Below are 20,999 nucleotides of genomic sequence, written 5' to 3' on the forward strand. Positions count from 1 at the left end.
GACGGCCGGCTGTTGCCATCCCGTCGGTTTCAGGTGAGGTCAGTGACAGGCACGGTCGCGCAGCGGCTCGTCACATGAATTCCGGCGTGCGGCGTGAGCGGTCGACAGGCGGCGATCACGTCTCTGGAGGTCTCTTGTCGCCGAAGGTGAGCCGCGCCGTTCGCCGGGGCCGGCCACGGATACGGCGGGGGTCCGGCCCGCGATGCGCTGGTCCTGGTTTCGTGAGGCATGTTCCGAGTGCACCGCCGGGCCCCGGCGGCTGTCCAAGATCCATTCCGCGACGCCGATACCTTGTGGGTATCGTTGCAGAGTGGAGCTACGTACCCTGCGCTACTTCGTGGCGGTCGCCGAGGAACTCCACTTCGGCCGAGCGGCCGCTCGACTGCACATGAGCCAGCCGCCGCTGAGCCGGGCGATCAAGCAGCTGGAAGGTGAGGTCGGTGCCCTGCTGTTCGTCCGCACGCCCGCCGGTGTCACGCTCACCCCGGTGGGTGCCGTGCTGCTCGATGAGGCGCGGGCCCTGCTCGCCCAGGCCGACCGCGTCCGCGCACGCGTCTCCGCGGCGGCCGGCGGTGCGAGCATCACGGTCGGCATCCTGGGTGACAGCACCGACCCGGGAGCGAACAGGCTGGCCGAGGCCTACCGCCGGAGGCACCCCGACATCGACGTCCGTATCCGCGACACCGACCTGACCGATCCGACCTGCGGGCTGCGCGCCGGCCTGGTCGATGTGGCCTTGACGCGGGCACCGTTCGACGAAACCGCCCTGACGGTGCGTGAGCTTCGAAGCGATCCGGTGGGCGTGGTCCTGCGCGCGGACGACCCGCTGGCCGCCCGTGAGCGGCTGCGGCTGGCCGACCTGAGCGACCGCCGCTGGTTCCAGTTCCCGCAGGGGACGGACCCGGTCTGGCAGGCGTACTGGAACGGCGGCGAGCCGCGCGAGGGCCCAGTGGTGCGCGTCGTCCAGGAATGCCTGCAGGCCGTGCGGTGGAACGGCACGGTCGGCCTGGCCCCACTCGGACATGACCTGCCCGCAGAGCTGGCCGCGGTGCCGCTGATCGACATGCCGCCCAGCCGAGTGGTTGCGGTGTGGAACAAGGGCGACATGAACCCGTTGGTACGTTCGTTCATCGAGATCGCGACAGCCGCGTACCGCCGCTGAGTACGGCGCAGCCGGTCTGTCAGCCGGATCAGGACGATCAAACGCCAGATGTCCGGTCGCGCAGGCTTCGTACGTCTCCAGCTCGCCCGAGCACCAGCGCCCGCGCCACACCACTACCGCGCCGCCGGATGAGAAGGCAGGTCCGAGGTCCGGATCGATGCGGACGAACGTACGGGCGTGGCCTGCTTGACCGGCCCCTTCACCACCGTCAGAGTCGGGATGCGGCACCGCAGCAGCGCCGCCCGACTCTGCCGACCGGCCCCCCGTCCACCGGCAGACCTCACTCACGTCCAGGAGCGGCTGATTCGATGGTCCCCGACATGATTGTGATCGGTACGGCCATCACCCTGGGGCCTTTGCACAACAGTGCCTTCATCCTCCTGCTCTCCTCGCGGCGCGGCGTTCGTCAGGGGCTGGCGTTCCTGTTGTCGTGGCTGGCCAATCTCGTCGCGGTGATCGCCTGTGTGGTGCTGCTGACCGGTGGTCAGCCCCCCGCACGTCACAGCGCACCCTCGACTGCCGCGATCGTCGCGAAACTCGTCATCGGTGTGGCACTGGTGCTGTACGGCGCGCACCGGCGCCGCCGACCGCCGCGCCCGCACGGCCCGCCACGCTGGACCGCCCGGATCGACGACGCCTCCCCGGCCACCGCAGCCGGCCTCGCATGGCTGCTGCAGCCGTGGGCACTGGTCGGCGCCGGCGCCGCGACCGCCGTCGACGCGAACCTCTCCACCCTGACCGACTGGCTCGCACTGGCCGGTTACTGCCTGCTGGCCACGCTCAGCCTCGTCGTCATGGAGATGTACGCGGTCTGGGCGCCTGCAGCCGCGAACGCCCGGCTGAACGCTCTGCGGAGCTGGCTGGAGCAGCACCAGGAGCAGCTGATCGTCACCCTCTCCCTGCTCGCCGGCCTGTGGCTGACGGCCCGGAGCATCTACGAGCTGGTCGCCTGACACGGACGGCCCCGGCGGCAACGAACACGCCACCCACTGCCCCGAACTCGACGCCCTCACCCGGACCTCCGCTCGTTCGCGGGCGGGCTCCCCGAGCGCCAGGACGAACGCCTCCGCACTGGCGCGACGCCGTTCGGCTGGGCGGCCCCGCCCAGCCTCGCCCGAACGCCGGCTCACCAGGGAGGGCCGTGCTGACCGGCGGGGTCAGGTCCGTCAGGCGCGCGCTTCGTCCTGTCGGTCAGCTTTCCTCGTCGTAGTCGTCGTAGTCGTCGTAGTCGTAGTCCTCGTCGTCTCTCTCGGCGGGTGCGTAGTCGACCGGTTCGGCGACCCAGCCGGCTGAGAGGACGAGCCGGGAGGTGCGGTGGACGGTGAGGAACCCGAAGGGGCGATCGAGGACGAGTCTGATGTGGCGCACGACGTACGGGGTCGCCGACGCCGCGCAGCCGGCGGCGGCGCCGAAGGCCGTGACTGTCGCCGACTGGAAGCCCTCTGCGGTGAAGTGGGCCGATGCCGACTGGTTGGCCTGCTGCACGGCCAGCGGGGCGTCGCTGACACCCGGGAAGTGGCCGTGGCCGGCGTCCGTGGCGCTGGTCAGGCCGAACAGCGCCGGAGTGGCGAGCAGGTCGTGGGCGGCGGTCAGGGAGAACGGGGACGTGGTCACGGACAGGACGTGGTCGCGGTCGCCGGCGCGCACATTGCGGACGTTCAGTCCGGGTCCGGGTTCGCCGAGCGGCAGCCGGTAGCCGGGCACAACCTGGTGTGTGCCGGACAGGATGCCGATTCCGGCGGCAAGTACGGCGCCGGGCGCGGCGTCCTGCTCTCCGAGGAGGAGGTGGACGTCGACGCCGGTGTTGCCGAGCACGTGGAGGACGGTCAGGCGGCCGGTCGGGGTCTCCGTGACACCGACCCGGTCCAGCAGGCTGGTGCGGCGGCTCAGTCCGACCAGGTCCCTGCCTGCCCAGGGGCCCTCGTCGTCCGGCTCCAGCCCGGTTTCCTGGAAGGGGCTCAGCCACTTGGTCCGAACCGCCTGAGCGGCGGCAAGGACGAGCAGCGTCGCCTTGTCGAGGCGCAGCGGCATGGCGGGGATCAGTCCGCCGGTCCGCTCCGTGGCCCATGCGTCCAGGGCCTTCTTGTCGGCCTCGTCGTCGCCGCTGAACCGGCCCAGCGTGGCGTCGGGCAGCCCGGCCGCCCACTGTCCGTGTACCTCCAGCCCGGGACGCACCCACAGCCCGACCGCGGCCGATGAGCCCCTGATACGGGCCAGCGCGCCCAGCAGCCCGCGCGCTGCCTCGGCAGCTTCGTCGGCGCGCATGCCGAGTGCGTCCTCCAGCTCACCGCGGGCCGGTCCGCACGCGCCGTCCGCGAGGAAGGCCAGGAGCGGCCAGAGGCCGGCTGCGGAGAATGCCGTCCCCTTGGCGAGCGCCTCCGGCGCCAGGCCGTCGGCCGCCCAGTGTGCGGTCATCCTGTTGACCGCGCGGATCGTCGCTGATGTCGCCCTCATGCCGCCCCCCAGGGGCGGCAGCTGAGCTGCGCCCCCGTCATCTGTTCGTCCCCTCACGGGCCTGTGAACAGCGAAACCGTACCTGTGGGGGTGCCGTACAAGGGAATGGTTTTCGCAGCTCGCTCCGGGCGCATCAGACGGCTGGCGTCCGCACCGGCCCGCCAGGGGTGTGTCATTCGTCGGTGGCGTCTTCGGCTTCCCAGCGGAGCAGGTCGCCAGGCTGGCAGTCGAGTACGTCGCAGAGGGCGGCGAGGGTGGCGAAGCGTACGGCTTTGGCGCGGCCGTTCTTGAGTACGGCGAGGTTGGCGGGCGTGATTCCCACCCGGTCGGCGAGCTCGCCCACGGACATCTTGCGCCTGGCCAGCATGATGTCGATGTCGACGGTGATGGGCATCAGATGACCTCGTCCAGCTCGTCTCGCATCTGCGTTGCCTCGGCGTCGAGTGCGACGGCTTGGGTGAGCAGCATCCGCAGGACGAGCACGATGAGCGCGACTCCGAGGATGGCCAGGCTGATCCCGCCCATGATGAGGGTGACGCCCGGGTCGTCGCGCTGGCCCGGCGCGTTGATGACGGTGACCGCGAGCCAGAGCAGGGCGGCTGTCACGATCGCGCCGATCACGATGTCGACGTACCGGAAGGCGGCGTGGGAGAACACGGTTCCGCGTCGCACCATGCTGACCAGTCGCCACACGCTGACCAGGGCTGCCTGGGCCGTGAACATGCCCAGGATCGTGATCACGCGCAGCGGGGTCAGGGGGAGCGACCCGTCCTCCGGGTCGGTGGCCAACGCCCACACCATCAATGCCTGTACGAACACAGTGCCGGTGAGCACCACTGCGAGCACGGCCCGCAGCGCATGCACGGTCAACTTCCCCACGACTCATCCTCTCATCGATTTACGATGGGAATCTATCGAATCTCGATAGATAGAGCAATGGTCGGGATGCTGGGGCGGCGGGCTCGCCATGAGGGGGCGCCGCCCCCGTGCCCACGGGGGAGTGCCATGGCGCCGGCCTCCACCGCTGCGTTGGCCTCAGCTGGGCCGGGCCCCGCCTCTCCCACGGCCCGGTGTCACCCGGATGGAGTAGTCCATGACCGGGTGGCCCCCGGACGGCGGCTAGCGTCGGCTTGTAGGTATCCGCCGTTCGGCCGAGGAGGACTCATGACCGGCACGCCCCGGCGTCCCGCGGCCCGCGTGGCCGCCGCCCTCGGGATACTCGCCGCGCAGTCCCTGGTCCTGGGTGTCCTGGGTGTGAGCCCAGCCCACGCAGCCGTGCAGTACTACGAGATCCGCAGCCTGGACGGCAAGTGCCTGAGCGTCGCAGGATCCTCCCAGCGCTCCGGCGCGGACGTGGTCCTGTGGGACTGCCTGGGGATCACGGACCAGCGGTGGCGGGTCACGAACACAGCCGACATGCCCTTCGGAGAGCTGGAGGACCGGCCGCCCGGTAAGCGTGACACCGACCACGTCCTCTTCGTCAAGCTCCGGGCCCAGCACAGCGACAAGTGCCTCGCCATGGCGGGGGACAATTTCGAACCGGGCAGCGACATCGTGCAGGGGGACTGCTCGGACCAGAACCTGACCACGGATTGGCAGATGATCGGTCACGGGGACCGCTTCGAGATCAGCGACCAGCACTGTGTCGGCGTCGCGGGCGGGAGCCACCGCAATGGCACCCCCGTCGTCTATCAGACGTGCACCGAGAACTCCCCGAGATGGCTGTTCAAACCCTGGGAATGAGCCGGTGGGCACCTACACCGGTGGCTCCCGGCCGCGTGCCGAGTTCGAACGCCCGGCGAGCCCGTGGCCGGATCCGCAAGGCCGTCGAGCGCTCGTCGACGCATGAACGAGCACCTCTCGGTCCGACGGGGGTGAGCCCTGCGGAATGATCGGGCCATGACGAAGATCGTGTTGATGTCGGACCCGAAGGTGTCCTCCATACCCGTCGCCGAATGCGGTGAACGCCTTGTGGACGTCCGTCGCAATGGTTCGTTGCTGGTCGATACACGCAAGCAGGACCCGGCGGATGCCTACGCATACCTGCGGGAAGGCGTGCTGGAACGACTGATCGAGGCGCAGGCGATGCTGCCGCAGGGCCTGCGGCTGCTGTTCGTCGAGGGGTACCGGCCTCCTTCTCTTCAGCGGGAGTACTTCGAGGAGTACGCCGGTCAACTGGGGGCCGCCCACCCCGATTGGACCGCCGGACAGATCCACTCGGCGGCAAGCCGGTACGTGTCACCGCCCGACATCGCTCCGCACAGCGCCGGCGCGGCCGTGGACCTCACCCTGGCCGACACCGACGGCCAGGAGCTGGACCTGGGCACACGCATGAACGCGGACCCGGAGGAGAGCAAGGGCGCCTGCTACACCGATGCCGTCGGCATCACCGAGGAGGCCCGCGCCAACCGCGAGCTCCTGGGCTCCGTACTCACGGCCGCCGGACTGGTGAACTACCCCACGGAGTGGTGGCACTGGTCCTTCGGAGACCGCTACTGGGCCTTGATGACGGGCGCGGCGGCAGCTCTCTACGGCCCGAAGGAGATCGGCCCGCGCAGCTGACCCGGGCCCGTCCGGACGCGCCTTTCCGGGCATGGGCAGCCGCCGAACCGGCGGAGCGCGAGCATGGCCGGAGCATGTTCATCGCGGCCGGGCAGAATAGGGCCGTGATCGGCTACTGGAATCCGCTCCCCACGGCTCAACGGGTGATGGAGAACCTCGAGGAGCGTGCGGAGCAACTCTTCACGGGTGCGTGGGACCAACGGAACTGGCGCAATGTTCCGGGCCCTTTCTACGCCGGCGAGACCGACAGCATGGCTACTGGGCGTCTGAACGCTCCGGATCACGTTGCCTATGACGATGATCTGGGCGGCGGTTTCGGCTCCGAGTTCATCTATCGCCAACCGGTCGACGAGGACGAGACCGCGGCCGTGATCCACGGTTGCCGGATGGAGTCGTACCGGGGCTACAACTGGGACGGTGACGACCATTGGACGGTGGAAGCCGTCCGTGACTGGTGGCGGGACCGAGCCCGCGTTCGGGAATGGGCTGTCCTCATAGCCTCCGACTGGGGTGCGGACGCTCACCCGCACTGGGGCTTCAACGCCGACCCGCGTTACCTCGGCCACTATCACGATGCAGCTCAGGGGCATCGTGATTTCATCGCCTACATCGATGGCGGACTGGACATCTACCTGCGCGGCTACCTTTTCTGGCTCGAACACCGCCGCGAGTCACGCGATGACGAAGCCCTTCCTCACCTCTAGGCAGTCCGTCGAAATGACCTTGACTGGTGGATCATGGTGGGGCAATACGTCGCCATGAGCTGACCGATGCCGAGTGGGACCTCGTGCGGCCGTTGCTGCGCCGGCACGAAGCCGTCCCCAAGGGTGCGAACCGCGAAGGAAGGCTCCTCGGCCGCTGGGTGAATCCGTGGCGCGACAAGCGATGAGTTCGTGTTCCGCGCCCGGTCCACCCTTCACCACCTCGTCCTCAAGGAGTGACCGATGACCGATACGACGACGTTCGACCTCGGGCCACAGGCCCGCGTCGTGGCCCGTCTCGCGGAGGGTGTCGCCGACGCGCGCCTCGCCGACCGGACCCCTTGCCCCGATTACGCGGTCAGCGACCTGCTGGGCCACCTCACAGGCCTCACCGTCGCCTTCCGTGACGCCGCCCGCAAGGACCTGGGCTCCACGACGGACACGGCCCCCGGCGCGGCTGCGCCCGCCCTCCCGGACGACTGGCGCAAGGTACTGCCGCAGGTCCTGGACGAACTGGCGGAAGCCTGGAGGGATCCCTCCGCCTGGACGGGCATGACCCGCGCGGGAGGCGTGGACCTGCCCGGCGAGATCGCGGCTGCGGTCGCCGTCGACGAGCTGGTGATCCACGGCTGGGACTTGGCGCGGGCCACAGGCCAGGAGTACGTCCCCGATGAGTCCGCCCTGCGCGCCTCGCACGAGTTCCTGCTGGCGGCCGCCGAGGACGACACCCGCGGCGGCGGCATCTTCGGAGCTGTAGTACCCGTCCCGGACGACGCCCCGCTGCTGGATCGTGCGGTGGGTCTGAGCGGGCGAGACCCGAGCTGGACGCCACCGACGACCCCGTGACGTCGTATCCGGTGCGGCGACGAGTCCCATCTGTGGGCCGTACGAGCTCCAGCAGGCCGGGGGAGCGGCTCGCCGCCACGCGCCAGGGTGCTCCAGGTCTGGGCGCCGTCGGCAGCGGTTCCCCCGTTCGGGTGATCGCCGCCCGGTGTCGCCGAGCCCTGAGGACGCGCCGTCGAGGTTCGTGTCTGCAGGGCTGCCGGTCGGTGGGGTGCAACCGCAGGAGGCGCGCTGCCGGGAAAGTCGGATCCTGTTCTGACCGGCGGTCTACCGTACGGGTGTGCCGCGCTGCCCGCCGCGGTCGCGCGAGGAGGAATCCTGTGTCATCGCCCTGCGACCCCCAGTACGCTCCCGCCGGCGACGTGGGTGCGGCGCTCCTGATGATCGACTCTCGTCTCAAGGCCATCTACGACGGCAGGACCGAGACCGACCCCGAACAGCAGCAGCTGATCGACCAGTTCACCGCCTCGCTGGGGCCCAGGGAAGCCCGTGATGTGCTGGACGGCGCGTGCACGCTCATCTTCATGTTCATGAAGTGGCTGCGGATGGCCTACGAGGACCACGACAAGGACGTCATCGAGTGCGTGGTGCCCAATTTCGTGGCCACGATGCGCATGATGCCCAGGAGCGTCCGTCCCGAGGTCATTCCGACCATGGCCGGTCTCGTCGTCGCGGCGGGCACGGGCCTGAGCCCCAGCCTGTGGCGTCAGCAGTACGGAGACTGGACCGAGGACGAGATGAACCCCCTGGAAGCCACGGCCTTCCTGCTCGCGGAACACATCAACCGGATCACCGACGACCGCGACTTCGCGACACGCCTGATCACCGAAGCCCTGTCCAGGGCGGACCAGGACTGACGCGGTCGGCCGTCGGGCAGGCCGGACCCTCTGCGCGTCATGCAGCGGGCCCGGCGCAGGTGCCCGCACCGTCTGTGCGGTCCGGGGGCGGTTCCGCCCCGGCACTCGGCGCCGGGGCACCGGCTGGGATCTGAGCCGGGGTCGCTGCCTGGTGTCGGGCGTGTGCCTACGCGGCGTCCCCGGTGAGCCCCTCTTCGAGGCCTTCGTCGGGGAGGTCGCTCTCGCCGAGGCCCTCGTCCTGCATCATGGCGCCGAAGAAGCCGCCCATGAGCTCTTCCAGGTCCAGCTCGGTCGCTCCGGCCGGGGCTGTGGGCTTGGTGCCCCCGCTCATCTTCAGCACCAGACCGAACTTCTTGACCTTCGCGTTCTCGGCCAGCTTGGCGAGGTCGACGTGTACCTCGGTCAGGTCACCGTTCTTGAGCGTGAAGTCGGCCGTGACCTTGGTGTCGGGGGCGTCCTTGAGGTCCTTGTCCGAAGGCAGGTCCATACCGGGCGGCAGGTCCTTGGTGAGCGGACGGATCTCGCCGATGAGTTCCGTGATGAGCGTGCGGAACGGGGCCGTGGCGGTGATGTGCTCGGTGCCGTCCTCGCCTCCGGCGGTCGTGAAGTCGACCTCGCGGGCGATGACCTCGCGGAGGGCCTCCAGGAGCTTCTTCTGGGTCTTGGAGTCCAGCGTGGGCTCGGGCGACGGCTTGGCGCCGGGCTCCTCGCCCATCTCTTGGGCCATCTCCTGGCCGGCCTTCTGGATCTCCTTGGTGTTGAACTTGACCCACTCGCCGTCCAGCACCTTCTTGAGGCCCTTGGCCTCCGGGGGGAGTGAATCGGCGGGAGGCATCGGGGCGTCCATCGCCTTGGTGAGGGCTTCGACGTCGGAGCGGACGTAGGTGTAGTCGCCGACGACCCGGTACTCGACGAGGTCGCCGCCGGGAGTGCTGACCTTCATGGCCACACCGACGAAGTCCTTCTCCTCTGACTCGTCGATCGGCTTCTTCGACTCCACCGTGACGCTGATCTTCGCCCCGCTGATCAGCTCCGCGGCCTCGTCGGGGATCTCGTCGCCGGACTCCGGGTCCGACTCGGCGTCCATCAGCTTGAGGGTCTCGGCGTCGACGTCCAGGTCCAGCTCGAAGGAGATCGACTTCTCCTTGCCCAGCTTCTCGAAGGCCTGGTCCAGCTTCTTCCCGGCGGACAGCTGCTCCACCGTGCCGCAGGCGGCCGAACCTGCCAGGACGGCGCCGACGACTGCGGTGGCGGTGAGGGTCTTGCGTATCGCGGTGATGATGGTCTCCTCGTAGGTGCGATCACAAGCGTGATCGTTCAGGAGACTCGCCACCCCCCTGAATGGTTGCCCTCCTGTCCCGTATCTTGCGTCACCCCTACCGATGCAGGGCCTGCCCGTCGGCCCGGTCAGGCCCGACGACGAGGACCACCAGGTGTACGACCGCGGCGCACGGCCCCGCGCGCGACGACGCCCCGGCCCCTCTCTGGGGCCGGGGCGGGGAGGCAGTGCTCACGGGGTGCCGTCGGCGGGGAACCTGCGCTGCTTGCCGGTGACGGTCGGCGTGCCGCCGCCAGGGAAGCGACGGGCCGAGAAGGCAGCCGGGGTGCCGTCTCCGGGGAACTTCCGTAGGGCGGCGACGGCGGCCGCGATGACGGCCGGCGCGATCAGTGCCTTCATTGTCGTGCGGAGGGGGGACTTGGCCTGGGGCATGTCGATCCTTGGGCTGGTCGGGCGGCCGGGCGGGCCGTGGACATACCTCAGTCTCGCCAGGACCTTGTCCCAGGCGCCTGATCCTCAGGTCCCACACGTGTCCCACCTTGCCCGCAGGGCATGACTGCCCGCACGAGCGTCCCGGTACCCGTGTTGACCAGCTCGAACGCTCCGCCGAGCTCCTCGGCGCGCTCGGCCATCGAGCGGAGTCCGACCCCTTCGGCGTGCTCCGCCGGGATGCCGTTCCCGTTGTCGCGGATCTCGACGGTGACCGCCTCGCCCGCGAGGATCACGGTGGCCTCCGCCCGGTCCGCGCGCGCGTGCCGTACCGCGTTGTTGAGGGCCTCGGAGGCGATGCGGTAGACGGCGACCTCGACCGCCGCAGGAAGCTTGGGGAACGGTTCGGGGCACAGGCCGACCGTGATGCGCACCGTACGGCCCAGCTGCTCGGCGAGCCCCTGCAGCGCGCGCGGCAGGTCGGCGGTGTCGAGGGCGGCCGGGGCCAGGCCGACGGTGATCCTGCGCAGTTCGTCGATGGCCCGGCCGATGCCTTCGGAGACGGTGGTCAGCGACCGCAGCGCCTTGGGTTCGGCCGGCATGGCCGACCTGACGGCGTCGACCTGGAGCCGCAGTCCGGAGAGGGCGGGACCCAGTCCGTCGTGGAGGTCGTGCCGGAGCCGCCGTCGTTCCTCCTCCCGCGCCAGGACGATCTGTTCGCGGCTCGTCTGGAGTTCCTCGTAGAGCCGCAGGGAGGCGATGGCCGGGGCGCTGTGGTCGGCCAGGAGGCGGACGGCCTCGCGGTCCTGGTGGTCGAGGGCGAGCTCGCCGTGGCGGGGCGGCACCAGGAGGTGGCCGATGACCTCTCCCTGGTACACGAGCGGGAACAGCTCCTCGCCACTGCCCGGGTAGCCCCTGCGGGCCAGTTCGCGCCGCCCGTGCCGGGTGCTGATGACGAGACGGGCCCCGGGAAGCCTGAGGGTGTGTACCACGGTGTCGCACAGCAGCCGTGGCATGTCGCCGGGGTCGAGGGCGTGCCCGAGCCGGTCGGCGAGCTGGCGCACGGCCTGGTACGGCTGGGCGCGTTCACCGTAGTAGTAGCGGTCGACGAGCCGCGCGGCCCAGCGGGCGGTGGGGCGCAGCAGCACGCCCACGAGGAGGGCGGCGGAGGCGATCAGCGCGGACTTCGGGGTCGTGGTGCCGGGCGCGAAGTACGAGAGGACGAAGCCGCCGCCGACGTACGCCATGAACAGCACGAACGTCAGGACGAAACTGGTCAGGATCCGACGCCCCGCCCGGTCGAGGGCCCAGTTCCGCTCCCGTACGTGGATGTAGCCGAGCGTCGCGGGCCAGGCCGCCGCCGCGATGTACAGGGCGATGACGGTGAGTCCTTCGGGGGCGGCCGTGAACCGGTGGACGTACAGCATCGTGATCCACATCCCGTACGGGATCACGAGCACGGCGTACGTCCGCTCCTGCTTCGGTGTCCGGTGCCAGCGGGCCGCCATGAGGAGTACCGCGGCGGCGACGACGGCCGGCGGCACCCAGCGGACGGCGGTGTCCATCCAGGGGAGGAGCAGGTCCTCCAGCCAGGTCCAGGCGCCGCCCGTCAGGGAGGTGGGCCGCCCGTAGTAGACGAAGCCGGGGCGGGCGAAGGCGTGGAACTGCTGCAGGGCGCTCCACACCGCGATGACCGCCACGAGCGGGCGGCCCCAGAGCGCCGGCAGCCGTCCGCTCGGCAACCACAGGGGGAGGGGATAGATGACGACGCCGAGGAGGGTGTAGGCGAAGAGCGCGAAGAGCAGGACAGCGGCGAAGGCCCCTGGGCCGATCCGGGAGGTCACAGCCATGAGGGAGAGGGTCTGAGCCACCGTCAGGGCGCAGCCGGCGGTGAGAAGAAGCCTGCCCAGGGCCTGGGCGGAGCGTCGGGTGGTGAACACCATGCCGGTCAGCGCGAGGCCCAGGCCGAGCAGGACGTGATCGGCGGCCAGGTGGAGCCGGACGCCCTGGAGAGCGGGGTCCTGCAGCCGAGTGAGGGTGAGCCCCGCCCAGACGGCACCGGCGGCCATGGTGAGGACGCACACCGCGTAGGCGGGCACCATGTCCGTCCTCAACCGGGGGGCGTCCGGCACTCCTCGACGGCCTGCGCGCATATCGGCCTCCTCGCCGGTTCGGCGGTGGTTTCCCAGCTTCGGACGCCCACGGTCCCGGGCGCATGAGACGCGTGTCCCGGCCATGCCCCGGGCCCGGCACCCTGCCCTGGGCCTCCTGTGCCCCGGGGTCCTGCCCTGGGCCTTCTGGGGCCCGGCTCCCCGCCTGGGCCTGCTCTGCCTGGCTCCCTGCCCCGGGCCTTCCCGTGACTGGCGCGGGGTTCGGGCCGCGGGTCGGCTCAGGCCTCGATGGTTGGGTCCTCGCCGAGGCCCGCGTCACGGGCCCGGGCGACGGCCTCGGCGCGCGAGGTGACCTGGAGCTTGTCGAAGACGTGGGTGATGTGGTTGCGCACGGTCTTCTCCGACAGGACGAGCTCACGGGCGATGCGCCGGTTGTCGTGGCCCCGGGCGATCAGTTCGAGGACCTCGACCTCGCGCGCGGTCAGCGTCGGGAAGAGCCGTTCCGCGTCGTGCTGCCGGCCGCCGGACAGCAGCGGCGAGAGTCGGGCCGCGATGTCGGAACCGATGACGGCGCCCCCCGCGGCGACGGTGCGCAGGGCGAACAGGACCTCGTCCGAGCCCGCGCCCTTGACGACGTAGCCGCGGGCGCCGGCCTGGAGCGCGGCGAGGAGGCTGGCGTCGTCGTCGGACATGGTGAGCATGAGGACCGGAAGGCCGGGGTGTTCCTCGGCGAGCCGGCGGGTGGCCTCGATGCCTGAGATGTCGGGAAGCGAGAGGTCCATGACGACCACGTCGGGCCGGTGCTGCGCGACGGCCTCGGGTACCTCGGCGCCCGTCGTGGCCTCGGCGACGACCAGCGCGGCGCCGGTGCTCTCCAGGGCCGCTTTGAGCCCCTCACGGAACAGCGGGTGATCGTCGACAATCAGGACGCGGGGAGCGGAACGATCTTCTTCGGGCACAGCCGGACGCTATCAGTAACCGTCGATCACTTATGGTAACGAGCCTGTCCTCGGCCCGGGCACGGCACGAACAGGGCCGCCGACTCATGCCCTTGGGCACTCCGGCCCCGGATCGTGGCAGTGGAAACCCCACCCGCCCCACGGAACGGGAACCGTCATGTGCCCCACCTTCGCGGCGCTCGCCCTGGACCGGTCCGTCCAGGCCGGCCCCGTGCACGTCCCCGTCCAGGTACGCCCCGACGCCGGCCCCTCGACCGAACTGACGCTGCCCGTACGACAGACCGGCGCCGACCGGGTCGTCGTCCTCGCCGACCCCTCGCTGCCCGAGGCCCACCTCGCCCGCGTGCTGCGCTCCCTGGAGTCCGCGGCACCCACCCGCGTACGGTGGCTGCCCGCTGCGTCCGTACCGGGGGAGCCCCCGGCCGACGGCGCCCGCCCCGTACCGGACGACTCGGTGGTCGTGGCTCTCGGCGGCACCCGGGTCATCAGGGCCGCCGACAGGCTCGTCCGCCCCGACGGGACCCCGCCCCCGCTGCTCCGCCTGCCCACCACGCTCTGCGCCATGACGGGAGCCGCTCTCTCCGTCGCAGGCCGGCTCTCCGTCGCCGGCCGGCGCGGCGCGGCCGACAGGGGCCTCAGCCCCGGCTCCGGGCAAGGCCACGGCCACGGCCAAGGCCCCGCCACAGGTCCCGGCCAAGGGCCCGGCTCCGCACCGGTCCTGGTCCGGTGTCAGCTCGACTTCCTGGAGACCCTCGACGCCACCGCCCTGCGGGCCGGGGTGTGGGGCCTCGTTCGCGACGTGCTCGCCGTCGTCCCCGGCTCGTACGACCAAGTGGCCGCCCGGCTCCGCCGCGGCGGGCGCTACGACGCCGGGACCCTGGCCTCCTTCCTCGCCCTGTGCCTGGAAGTCCGGGCCAGGCTCCTCTGCTACGACCCCTTCGAGACCGGCCCCGCGAGGGTCCTGCACTACGGACGCGCCGTCGCCCGCGCCCTTCGCACGAGTGCGCGCCCCGGCGCCCTGCACCACGGCGACGCGACCGCCCTCGGCCTGCTCGCCGCCGCGCGCGCCGCACGTCTCGCGGGACTTTCCGACGCGGCCTGCCTGGACGCCCACACCGACCTCGTGGCACGGGCCGGCGGCCCGACCGCCCTGCCCACCGGGATCGATTCCGGGGCCGTACTCGATGAGCTGCTTCGCGGCTCCACCGGGCCGCGCCCGCCGCGCCCGCGGGCCGCCGCGGTCGGGGCCCACCGGGTCGGCCTGGTCCTCCTCGACGAGCTCGGCGTCCCGCACCTGGAGCACGGCCGCGCCGTCACCGCCGTCGGAGCCGACGTCCTGCGCGCCGCCCTCGAAACCCTGGCCCCTGCCCCTGCCCCGACGGAACCGGTCGCCGTGCCCGAAACCCAGGCTCCCGCGTCCGCCCCCACCCCCGCCCCGGTGGTACCGGGACACGGACCCGGACAGGAGCCGGGACAACGGCCGGGACCGGGAGGGGACAGTCCGCTCATGTCCTTGGGGCGCCGGGCGCCCGAAAGTCGATGACAGAGCACGAACCCGACACACACCCCGGAGAACCGACATGCCAAGGATCACCTGGTCCCATCCGATCCACAGCGATCTGAGTCATCGCGGCTACGCACTCGTCCGCGGCGCCGACCTCGACGTCGACGCGAGCGCGCGTGCCGCCGCGGCGGCACTGGCCGACGAATGGAACCGGCTGGAGCCCGACCGCTACCTCAAGAACGGCGCCACGTTCCGGGAACGCCGCTACGCCCGCTTCCGGTACCTGCCGCGCACACGCTCCATCCAACTCCTGGCCCACCGGCCGTACTTCCAGTCGACCGAGGCCAACAGGTACGCCGGCGGCATCCGCCGCGAGGTGGCCCCGCTCACCCGGGCCTCCCTCGGGAACGACCTCTTCAACGAGCTGATCCGCTTCGACTTCTCGCAATTCCCCGTCGACGAGGCCGGCCTCGACCATCCCTGGGAGGTCGCCTGCCACCAGTTCCGTACCCGGGCGACCCCGCGGGAGGCGGGCGAACCCACCCCGGAGGGCATCCACCGCGACGAGATCGACTTCGGCGCCATCCACCTGATGGACCGGGTCAACACGCGCGGCGGTGACTCCCGCGTCCACAGCGAATCGGGGGAGCTGCTCGCCGAGTTCCGGCTCGAAGACCCGCTGGACACCATGTTCTGGGCCGACCGTGACGTCCTGCACTCCGTCACGCCCACCGCCCCGGTGGACCCCGCCCGGAACGCGACGCGGGACATCCTCATCCTCGGCTACACCTGCTCGCCCGGACTCCGCGCGAGCGACTGACAGGGAGTCACGGACGTGACAACGCAGACTCAGGAAACCTCGTCCACCCTCGGACCGACCGTGGTCCTCTGCCTCGCCTCCGTCTACGTGGTGTGGGGATCGACCTACCTCGCGATCGACTACACCCTGGACAGCATGCCGCCGTTGCTCATGACGGGCACGCGCTTCCTCGCGGGCGGAATCATCCTCGCCGTGTTCCTGCTTTCCCGGGGGCACACGCTGCCGACCCGTCGGCAGTGGCTCCACTGCGCCCTCGTCGGCGGACTCATGCAGGGCGGCTGCGTCGGCGGCATCGCCATCGCCGAACGCACCCTCTCCAGCGGGCTGGCCTCCGTCGGCATCGCCACCGTCCCCGTCTGGACCGTCCTGATGGTCGGCGTCGCGACCCGCCGCTGGCCCAACCGCATGGAGGCGTACGGCATCCTGCTCGGCCTCGTCGGCGTCGTCCTGCTGGCCGTCGACGGAGGCCTGGGCGGCGGCGCGAAGGGCTCCGTCGTCATCGTCGCCGCGGCGGTCAGCTGGTCGCTCGGCTCGGTCCTCAGCCAGCACCTCGAGCTGCCCCGGGGCCCGATGGCCTACGCGGGCGAGATGCTCGCGGGCGGCACCCTCGTCAGCCTCGTCGGGCTGCTCGCGGGGGAGCGCGTCGACCGCATGCCCGACGCGTCGGCCCTCTGGGCCTGGGGCTACCTCGTCGTCTTCGGCTCGCTCCTGGCCTACAGCGCGTACATGTACCTGCTGACCGCGGTCCGCACCACCCTCGCCACCAGCTACACCCTGGTCACTCCGGCCGTGGCCGTGCTGCTCGGCGCCTGGATTCTCTCCGAGCGGGTCAGTGCCCTGACCGTGCTCGCCGTGGCGGCGGTCCTGATCGCCGTCCGGTTCATCTTCAGAGGAAGGAAGCTTCACGATGCGAACGACACACGCGAAGGATAGGACCGTGCTCTTCATCGGGGACACCTCGCACTGGAGCCGGCTCGCCGCCTCCCACCTGCGGGACGTCTTCGGCCACGTGTCCGTCCTGCTCTGGGACTACGGCGACCCGCCGCCCCGGCTCCCCGAGGAGTGGAACGGCGACCACATCTTCTGCTTCAAGGCCGATCTGCTCCTGAAGCCGGAGACCCTCGCCAGGGCCGCCGTCAGCGCCCTCAACTTCCACCCGGCCACACCCCAGTTCCGTGGTGTCGGAGGCTACGACTTCGTCCTCCGGGATGGCGGCGCGGAGTTCGGCGCCACCAGCCACCACATCGTCCCGCGGATCGACGCCGGTCCGATCGTGAAGGTCTCCCGCTTCCCGATCGCCCGCGGAGAGAACGCGGCCTCGCTCAGCGCCCGTACGGCGGCCCACTGCCTGGTGCTCTTCTACGAGGTGATCGGAATGATCGCGCAAGGACGGGACCTCCCCGTCTCCGACGAACAGTGGGGCGAACGGCTCTACACCCGGGCCATGCTCCGCCGGCTCCACACGACTCTGGGGAGGCAGTGATGAAGATCGTCCTCGCCTATTCGGGCGGCCTCGACACCTCGCTGGCGCTCTCCTGGCTCCAGCGGACCTACGACGCGGAGGTCATCGCCTTCTGCGCGGACCTCGGCCAGAGCGAGGACCTCGCCGAGGTCAGGACCCGCGCCGAGCGCAACGGTGCGGCCAAGGTGTACATGGAGGACCTCCGCCACGAGTTCCTCACCGAGTACGCCTTCCGGGCACTGCACGCCAACGCCGTCTACGAGGGAACGTACTTCATGGCGGCCTCGCTCAGCCGGCCGCTGATCGCCAAGCGGCTCGTGGAGATCGCCCGGGCGGAAGGAGCGCAGGCCGTCGCCCACGGCGCCACCGGCAAGGGCAACGACCAGGTCCGCTTCTACGCGGGCATCACCGCCCTCGACCCGGGGATGCGGATCATCTCCCCGGTCCTGGAATGGGACCTGCACACCCGCGCCGCGCAGATCGCGTACGCGCGCACCCACGGGGTGGAGACCCCCGCCTTCAACTCCAGCCCCTACAGCCGCGACACCAACCTGTGGGGCAGCAGCGTCGAATGCGGCCCGCTGGACGACATCCTGCGGGCCCCGCCGGAGGAGGTCTACACGGCGACCGTGCCGCCCGAGGCCGCGCCCGACCGCCCGGAGCACGTGCGCCTCACCTTCGAACGGGGCGTCCCCACCCACCTCGACGGGGAAGCCCTGGCCCCGGTGGAGCTGGTCCGGCGGCTCGCCGAGCGCGCGGGACGCCACGGTGTCGGCCGGATCGACATCATGGAGAACCGCCTCGTCGGACTGAAGGTACGAGGGGTGTACGAGAGTCCCGCGGCCACCGTCCTCTACGAGGCGCACCGCCAGCTGGAGAACCTCGTCCTCGAACGGGACCTGTTCCAGTACAAGGCGGAACTGGGCCGCCGGTACGCCCAGCTCGTCTACGACGCCAAGTGGTTCACCGGCCTCCGCACCTCGTTGGACGCCTTCTTCGCCGATGTCCAGGAGCGGGTCGAGGGCACGGTGACGGTGAAGCTCTACAAGGGCTCGGCCACCACGGTCAGCCGCTCGTCCCCGCACTCGCTGTACCACCCGGACTACGCCTCCTACGAGGCGGAGAACGAGTTCGACCAGCGCGCGGGCGAAGGATTCTCGTACATCTGGTCGATGCCCGCCAGGGTGGCGGGCATGCGCCGAGGGAGCACGTCATGGACATGAACCACACATCGGTGAAGGGCCGGGCCCCGGACCGTTCGCTCGCCGAGCGCGTCCCGGGGAGCCGGAGGCCGCCGAGGGTGGCGACCGAGCGCCGGTTCCTGATGTGCAGGCCCACCCACTTCGACGTCACGTACTCCATCAACCCGTGGATGCGGCCGGAGCAGGGTGCCGACCCGGCCCGCGCGCTGCGGCAGTGGGCGGCCCTCCGTGACCTGTACCGCCGGCTCGGCCACACCGTGGAGGAGATACCGCCCGACCCGCGGCTGCCGGACATGGTCTTCGCGGCGAACGGCGCCACCGTCATCGGCGGCCGGGTGCTCGGGGCACGCTTCCGCCACCCGGAGCGGGCCGCGGAGGGGCCGGCGTACCTCTCCTGGCTCGCCGACCACGGATACGCGACGGTCCGTGCCCCGCGCTTCATCAACGAGGGCGAGGGCGACTATCTGCTCGCGGGCCGGACGATCCTGGCCGGCACGGGATTCCGCACGGAACCCCGGGCGCACGAGGAGGCCGAGGAGTTCTTCGGCCTGCCGGTGGTGACCCTGACCCTGGTCGACCCCGCCTACTACCACCTCGACACGGCCCTGAGCGTGCTCTCCGACACCGAGATCATGTACTACCCGGCGGCCTTCTCCGAGGGGAGCCGCGCGGTCCTGGAGACCCTCTATCCGGAGGCGATCCTGGCGGACGCGGAGGACGCGGCGGCCTTCGGGCTCAACGCGCTCTCCGACGGGAGGCACGTACTGCTGCCGTCGGCGGCGACCCGGCTGGCCGGGGCGCTCGCGGCGCGCGGCTTCGAGTCGATCGGTGTCGACCTGTCCGAGCTCCTGAAGGCAGGCGGCAGCGTCAAGTGCTGCACGCTGGAGCTGCGTCCCGAAGAGGAGGCGTCATGACCCCCGCGGATGACCGGAACGAGGGCCCCACCACCCCGAAGGGCCCCGCCGCACAGGCGCTGTACCTGGCCATGATCGGGGCCGCGGGGCCGGCGGCGACCGGCTGGACCGGCCCGCCCCGGCTCCCCGCGCCCGCCCGGCGGGGCGAGCGGGTGCTCATCCTGGGCGCCGGAGTCGCCGGTCTGACCGCGGCGTACGAGCTGAGCACGCTCGGCTACGACGTCACCGTCCTGGAGGCGCAGCAGCGGGTCGGCGGGCGCAACCGTACGGCGCGCGCGGGCGACGAGCTGTACGAGATCGACGACAGGACCGGTGCGGCCGTCCGCACGCACACCTGCCGGTTCGACGACGGTCTCTACCTCAACCTGGGCCCGGGCCGCATCCCGCACCACCACCGCCGGGTGCTCGGATACTGCCGGGACTTCCAGGTGGCCCTCGAACCGTACGTCATGGAGACCACGGCCAACCTCGTGCGGCCGCCGCACCGCGCCGAGGCCCTGCCCAACCGGCGGGTGGCCAACGACACGCGCGGCCACTTCGCGGCGATGCTCACCGAGACGCTCACGACGCACGACGCGTTCACCGCCGAAGTGCGCGATCTCCTCCGGGTCTTCGGGGCGCTCGGCGCCGACGGAAAGTACTCCGTGGCGGCACGGTCGGGCTACCTTCACGACCCGGTGGCCGGGGAGCCGTTCCCGGTTCCCGCCGAGCCGCTGACCTTCGAGGAGCTGGTGGAGTCCGGCTTCTGGAGGACCAGCTTCTACCAGCCGCTCGACCACGAGTGGCAGCCGACGATGTTCCAGCCGGTCGGCGGCATGGACCGGATCGTCGAGGCCCTGGCACACCGGGCCCGGCGCGCGGGCGCCGACATCGTGCTCGGTGCCGAGGTCACCGGGATCGCGATCGACGAGGACCGGCGCGGTGCCCGGGTGACCTACCGCAGCGGCGGGCGGATCCTGCGGGCCGACGCCCGGCACTGCGTGAGCACCATCCCCCTACCGGTTTTCAGGGGCGTGGGGCGGACCGGGTTCTCCGCCGCGTTCGAGTCCGCCGTCGGGATCGTGGAGTTCGCGAAGACCTGCAAGGTGGGCTGGCAGGCCGACCGGCGCTTCTGGGAGGACGACCCCGCCGACCCCTCCGCCGGTGCCGGGCGGATCTACGGAGGCATCAGCTGGACCTCCCACGACATCACCCAGATCTGGTACCCGTCCCACGACTGGTTCTCCGGCAAGGGCACCCTTGTCGGCGCGTACAACTTCGAGGGCAAGGCGGGTCGTTTCGGCGGCCTGTCCCCCCGGGAGCGGCTCGACGCGGCCCGCGAGGGTGCCGTGGAACTCCATCCCGAGTTCGCGGACGAGGCCCTCGTCCCGGGGGAGAAGGGCATCACCGTCGCCTGGCACAAGGTGCCGTACCAGCTCGGCGGCTGGGCGCAGTGGGAGCCGGACCGGGAGGACCACCGCGAGGCGTACCGGCAACTGCTCCAGCCCGAGGGCGGTGACGTCTTCCACGTCGCCGGGGACCAGATCTCCCCGCTGCCCGGCTGGCAGGAGGGCGCCATGATGTCGGCCCAGTTCGTCGTCCAGCAGATCCTGGGCGTCATGCCCCGCACGGTGCCGGAGGTGACCACGGTGCCCGACTCCATCGCCCTCACCCAGGGCATGGCCTGACCCGGCCCGCCGGGCGGACACCGCCGGGCCTCACCCAGGGCACGGCCTGACCCGGCCCGCTGTGCGGACACCT

The 20,999-nt window shown here is 71.1% G+C and carries 21 protein-coding genes; 14 read left to right on the forward strand and 7 right to left on the reverse strand.

Annotation, left to right across the window (positions count from 1 at the left end; genetic code table 11):
• Positions 1 to 325: 325 nt before the first annotated feature.
• Positions 326 to 1,162: a LysR family transcriptional regulator gene (locus OG462_RS40365; RefSeq protein ID WP_406066895.1), complete on the forward strand. Its 837-nt coding sequence runs from the start codon at positions 326 to 328 to the stop codon at positions 1,160 to 1,162.
• Positions 1,163 to 1,470: 308 nt separating this feature from the next.
• The gene (locus tag OG462_RS40370) at positions 1,471 to 2,115 is read left to right on the forward strand and encodes a GAP family protein (RefSeq protein WP_406065813.1); all 645 of its coding nucleotides are present in this window, start codon (positions 1,471 to 1,473) and stop codon (positions 2,113 to 2,115) included.
• 238 nt (positions 2,116 to 2,353) lie between these two features.
• Here the strand turns inward: OG462_RS40370 and OG462_RS40375 are convergent, their stop codons facing one another.
• From OG462_RS40375 to OG462_RS40385, 3 genes are all read right to left on the reverse strand, one after another.
• Positions 2,354 to 3,616: a serpin family protein gene (locus OG462_RS40375; RefSeq protein ID WP_406065815.1), complete on the reverse strand. Its 1,263-nt coding sequence runs from the start codon at positions 3,614 to 3,616 to the stop codon at positions 2,354 to 2,356.
• A 172-nt stretch (positions 3,617 to 3,788) separates the two neighbouring features.
• Positions 3,789 to 4,010 (reverse strand): helix-turn-helix domain-containing protein, encoded by a 222-nt coding sequence (locus OG462_RS40380; RefSeq protein ID WP_406065817.1) that lies wholly within the window; start codon positions 4,008 to 4,010, stop codon positions 3,789 to 3,791.
• A complete protein-coding gene (locus OG462_RS40385; protein ID WP_406065818.1) occupies positions 4,010 to 4,495 on the reverse strand; it encodes a DUF2975 domain-containing protein in 486 nt (161 codons plus the stop codon). The genes OG462_RS40380 and OG462_RS40385 overlap by 1 nt, the downstream gene beginning before the upstream one ends.
• Before the next feature lie 285 nt (positions 4,496 to 4,780).
• On the opposite strand from OG462_RS40385, the gene OG462_RS40390 reads away from it, so the two are divergent.
• The 5 genes from OG462_RS40390 (at position 4,781) to OG462_RS40410 (ending at position 8,579) form a co-directional block, all read left to right on the forward strand.
• Entirely contained in the window at positions 4,781 to 5,359 is a 579-nt protein-coding gene (locus tag OG462_RS40390; RefSeq protein WP_406065820.1) for an RICIN domain-containing protein, read from the forward strand.
• A 156-nt stretch (positions 5,360 to 5,515) separates the two neighbouring features.
• On the forward strand, positions 5,516 to 6,178 hold the full coding sequence (locus OG462_RS40395; RefSeq protein WP_406065822.1) for a M15 family metallopeptidase: 663 nt from the start codon (positions 5,516 to 5,518) through the stop codon (positions 6,176 to 6,178).
• Positions 6,179 to 6,252: 74 nt separating this feature from the next.
• Positions 6,253 to 6,882 (forward strand): ferredoxin, encoded by a 630-nt coding sequence (locus tag OG462_RS40400; protein ID WP_406065824.1) that lies wholly within the window; start codon positions 6,253 to 6,255, stop codon positions 6,880 to 6,882.
• Positions 6,883 to 7,122: 240 nt separating this feature from the next.
• Positions 7,123 to 7,725 (forward strand): TIGR03086 family metal-binding protein, encoded by a 603-nt coding sequence (locus OG462_RS40405; RefSeq protein WP_406065826.1) that lies wholly within the window; start codon positions 7,123 to 7,125, stop codon positions 7,723 to 7,725.
• A gap of 317 nt (positions 7,726 to 8,042) precedes the next feature.
• Complete coding sequence (locus OG462_RS40410) at positions 8,043 to 8,579, forward strand: hypothetical protein (protein ID WP_406065828.1); 537 nt, start codon at positions 8,043 to 8,045, stop codon at positions 8,577 to 8,579.
• 166 nt (positions 8,580 to 8,745) lie between these two features.
• Here the strand turns inward: OG462_RS40410 and OG462_RS40415 are convergent, their stop codons facing one another.
• From OG462_RS40415 to OG462_RS40430, 4 genes are all read right to left on the reverse strand, one after another.
• Positions 8,746 to 9,780, reverse strand: coding sequence for a hypothetical protein (locus OG462_RS40415; protein ID WP_406066896.1), 1,035 nt, complete (start codon positions 9,778 to 9,780; stop codon positions 8,746 to 8,748).
• Between the two features lie 309 nt (positions 9,781 to 10,089).
• The gene (locus OG462_RS40420) at positions 10,090 to 10,290 is read right to left on the reverse strand and encodes a hypothetical protein (protein WP_406065830.1); all 201 of its coding nucleotides are present in this window, start codon (positions 10,288 to 10,290) and stop codon (positions 10,090 to 10,092) included.
• 47 nt (positions 10,291 to 10,337) lie between these two features.
• A complete protein-coding gene (locus OG462_RS40425; RefSeq protein WP_406065832.1) occupies positions 10,338 to 12,440 on the reverse strand; it encodes a histidine kinase in 2,103 nt (700 codons plus the stop codon).
• Between the two features lie 236 nt (positions 12,441 to 12,676).
• Complete coding sequence (locus tag OG462_RS40430; RefSeq protein WP_406065834.1) at positions 12,677 to 13,357, reverse strand: response regulator; 681 nt, start codon at positions 13,355 to 13,357, stop codon at positions 12,677 to 12,679.
• Positions 13,358 to 13,514: 157 nt separating this feature from the next.
• Here OG462_RS40430 and OG462_RS40435 point away from each other — a divergent pair, with 157 nt between their 5' ends.
• Genes OG462_RS40435 through OG462_RS40465 form a run of 7 tightly spaced genes read left to right on the forward strand, consistent with a single transcriptional unit; the run spans position 13,515 to position 20,926 of the window.
• Entirely contained in the window at positions 13,515 to 14,900 is a 1,386-nt protein-coding gene (locus OG462_RS40435; RefSeq protein WP_406065836.1) for a hypothetical protein, read from the forward strand.
• Between the two features lie 37 nt (positions 14,901 to 14,937).
• Positions 14,938 to 15,681: a 2OG-Fe dioxygenase family protein gene (locus tag OG462_RS40440; protein ID WP_406065838.1), complete on the forward strand. Its 744-nt coding sequence runs from the start codon at positions 14,938 to 14,940 to the stop codon at positions 15,679 to 15,681.
• Positions 15,682 to 15,696: 15 nt separating this feature from the next.
• Positions 15,697 to 16,614 (forward strand): drug/metabolite exporter YedA, encoded by a 918-nt coding sequence (yedA, locus tag OG462_RS40445; RefSeq protein WP_406065840.1) that lies wholly within the window; start codon positions 15,697 to 15,699, stop codon positions 16,612 to 16,614.
• A gap of 4 nt (positions 16,615 to 16,618) precedes the next feature.
• The gene (locus OG462_RS40450; protein WP_406065842.1) at positions 16,619 to 17,164 is read left to right on the forward strand and encodes a formyltransferase family protein; all 546 of its coding nucleotides are present in this window, start codon (positions 16,619 to 16,621) and stop codon (positions 17,162 to 17,164) included.
• Positions 17,164 to 18,366: an argininosuccinate synthase gene (locus tag OG462_RS40455; RefSeq protein ID WP_406065843.1), complete on the forward strand. Its 1,203-nt coding sequence runs from the start codon at positions 17,164 to 17,166 to the stop codon at positions 18,364 to 18,366. The genes OG462_RS40450 and OG462_RS40455 overlap by 1 nt, the downstream gene beginning before the upstream one ends.
• Positions 18,363 to 19,259, forward strand: a complete 897-nt coding sequence (gene ddaH, locus OG462_RS40460) for a dimethylargininase (protein WP_406065845.1) — start codon at positions 18,363 to 18,365, stop codon at positions 19,257 to 19,259. The genes OG462_RS40455 and ddaH overlap by 4 nt, the downstream gene beginning before the upstream one ends.
• A complete protein-coding gene (locus OG462_RS40465) occupies positions 19,256 to 20,926 on the forward strand; it encodes a flavin monoamine oxidase family protein (protein ID WP_406065846.1) in 1,671 nt (556 codons plus the stop codon). Before ddaH ends, OG462_RS40465 begins: the two co-directional genes overlap by 4 nt.
• Positions 20,927 to 20,999: the final 73 nt, after the last annotated feature.

This window comes from Streptomyces sp. NBC_01077 (genome assembly GCF_045162855.1).
In the GTDB taxonomy this organism is placed as follows: Bacteria; Actinomycetota; Actinomycetes; order Streptomycetales; family Streptomycetaceae; genus Streptomyces.

Excerpts from the sequence above, each read along its gene's own strand:
- OG462_RS40435 (WP_406065836.1), top strand. The coding sequence starts at position 13,515 with ATGTGCCCCACCTTCGCGGCGCTCGCCCTGGACCGGTCCGTCCAGGCC.
- OG462_RS40380 (WP_406065817.1), bottom strand. The coding sequence starts at position 4,010 with ATGCCCATCACCGTCGACATCGACATCATGCTGGCCAGGCGCAAGATG.
- OG462_RS40370 (WP_406065813.1), top strand. The coding sequence starts at position 1,471 with ATGGTCCCCGACATGATTGTGATCGGTACGGCCATCACCCTGGGGCCT.
- OG462_RS40465 (WP_406065846.1), top strand. The coding sequence starts at position 19,256 with ATGACCCCCGCGGATGACCGGAACGAGGGCCCCACCACCCCGAAGGGC.
- OG462_RS40420 (WP_406065830.1), bottom strand. The coding sequence starts at position 10,290 with ATGCCCCAGGCCAAGTCCCCCCTCCGCACGACAATGAAGGCACTGATC.
- OG462_RS40455 (WP_406065843.1), top strand. The coding sequence starts at position 17,164 with ATGAAGATCGTCCTCGCCTATTCGGGCGGCCTCGACACCTCGCTGGCG.
- OG462_RS40390 (WP_406065820.1), top strand. The coding sequence starts at position 4,781 with ATGACCGGCACGCCCCGGCGTCCCGCGGCCCGCGTGGCCGCCGCCCTC.
- OG462_RS40400 (WP_406065824.1), top strand. The coding sequence starts at position 6,253 with ATGTTCATCGCGGCCGGGCAGAATAGGGCCGTGATCGGCTACTGGAAT.
- OG462_RS40425 (WP_406065832.1), bottom strand. The coding sequence starts at position 12,440 with ATGCGCGCAGGCCGTCGAGGAGTGCCGGACGCCCCCCGGTTGAGGACG.
- OG462_RS40440 (WP_406065838.1), top strand. The coding sequence starts at position 14,938 with ATGCCAAGGATCACCTGGTCCCATCCGATCCACAGCGATCTGAGTCAT.
- OG462_RS40395 (WP_406065822.1), top strand. The coding sequence starts at position 5,516 with ATGACGAAGATCGTGTTGATGTCGGACCCGAAGGTGTCCTCCATACCC.
- OG462_RS40375 (WP_406065815.1), bottom strand. The coding sequence starts at position 3,616 with ATGAGGGCGACATCAGCGACGATCCGCGCGGTCAACAGGATGACCGCA.
- ddaH (WP_406065845.1), top strand. The coding sequence starts at position 18,363 with ATGAACCACACATCGGTGAAGGGCCGGGCCCCGGACCGTTCGCTCGCC.
- OG462_RS40405 (WP_406065826.1), top strand. The coding sequence starts at position 7,123 with ATGACCGATACGACGACGTTCGACCTCGGGCCACAGGCCCGCGTCGTG.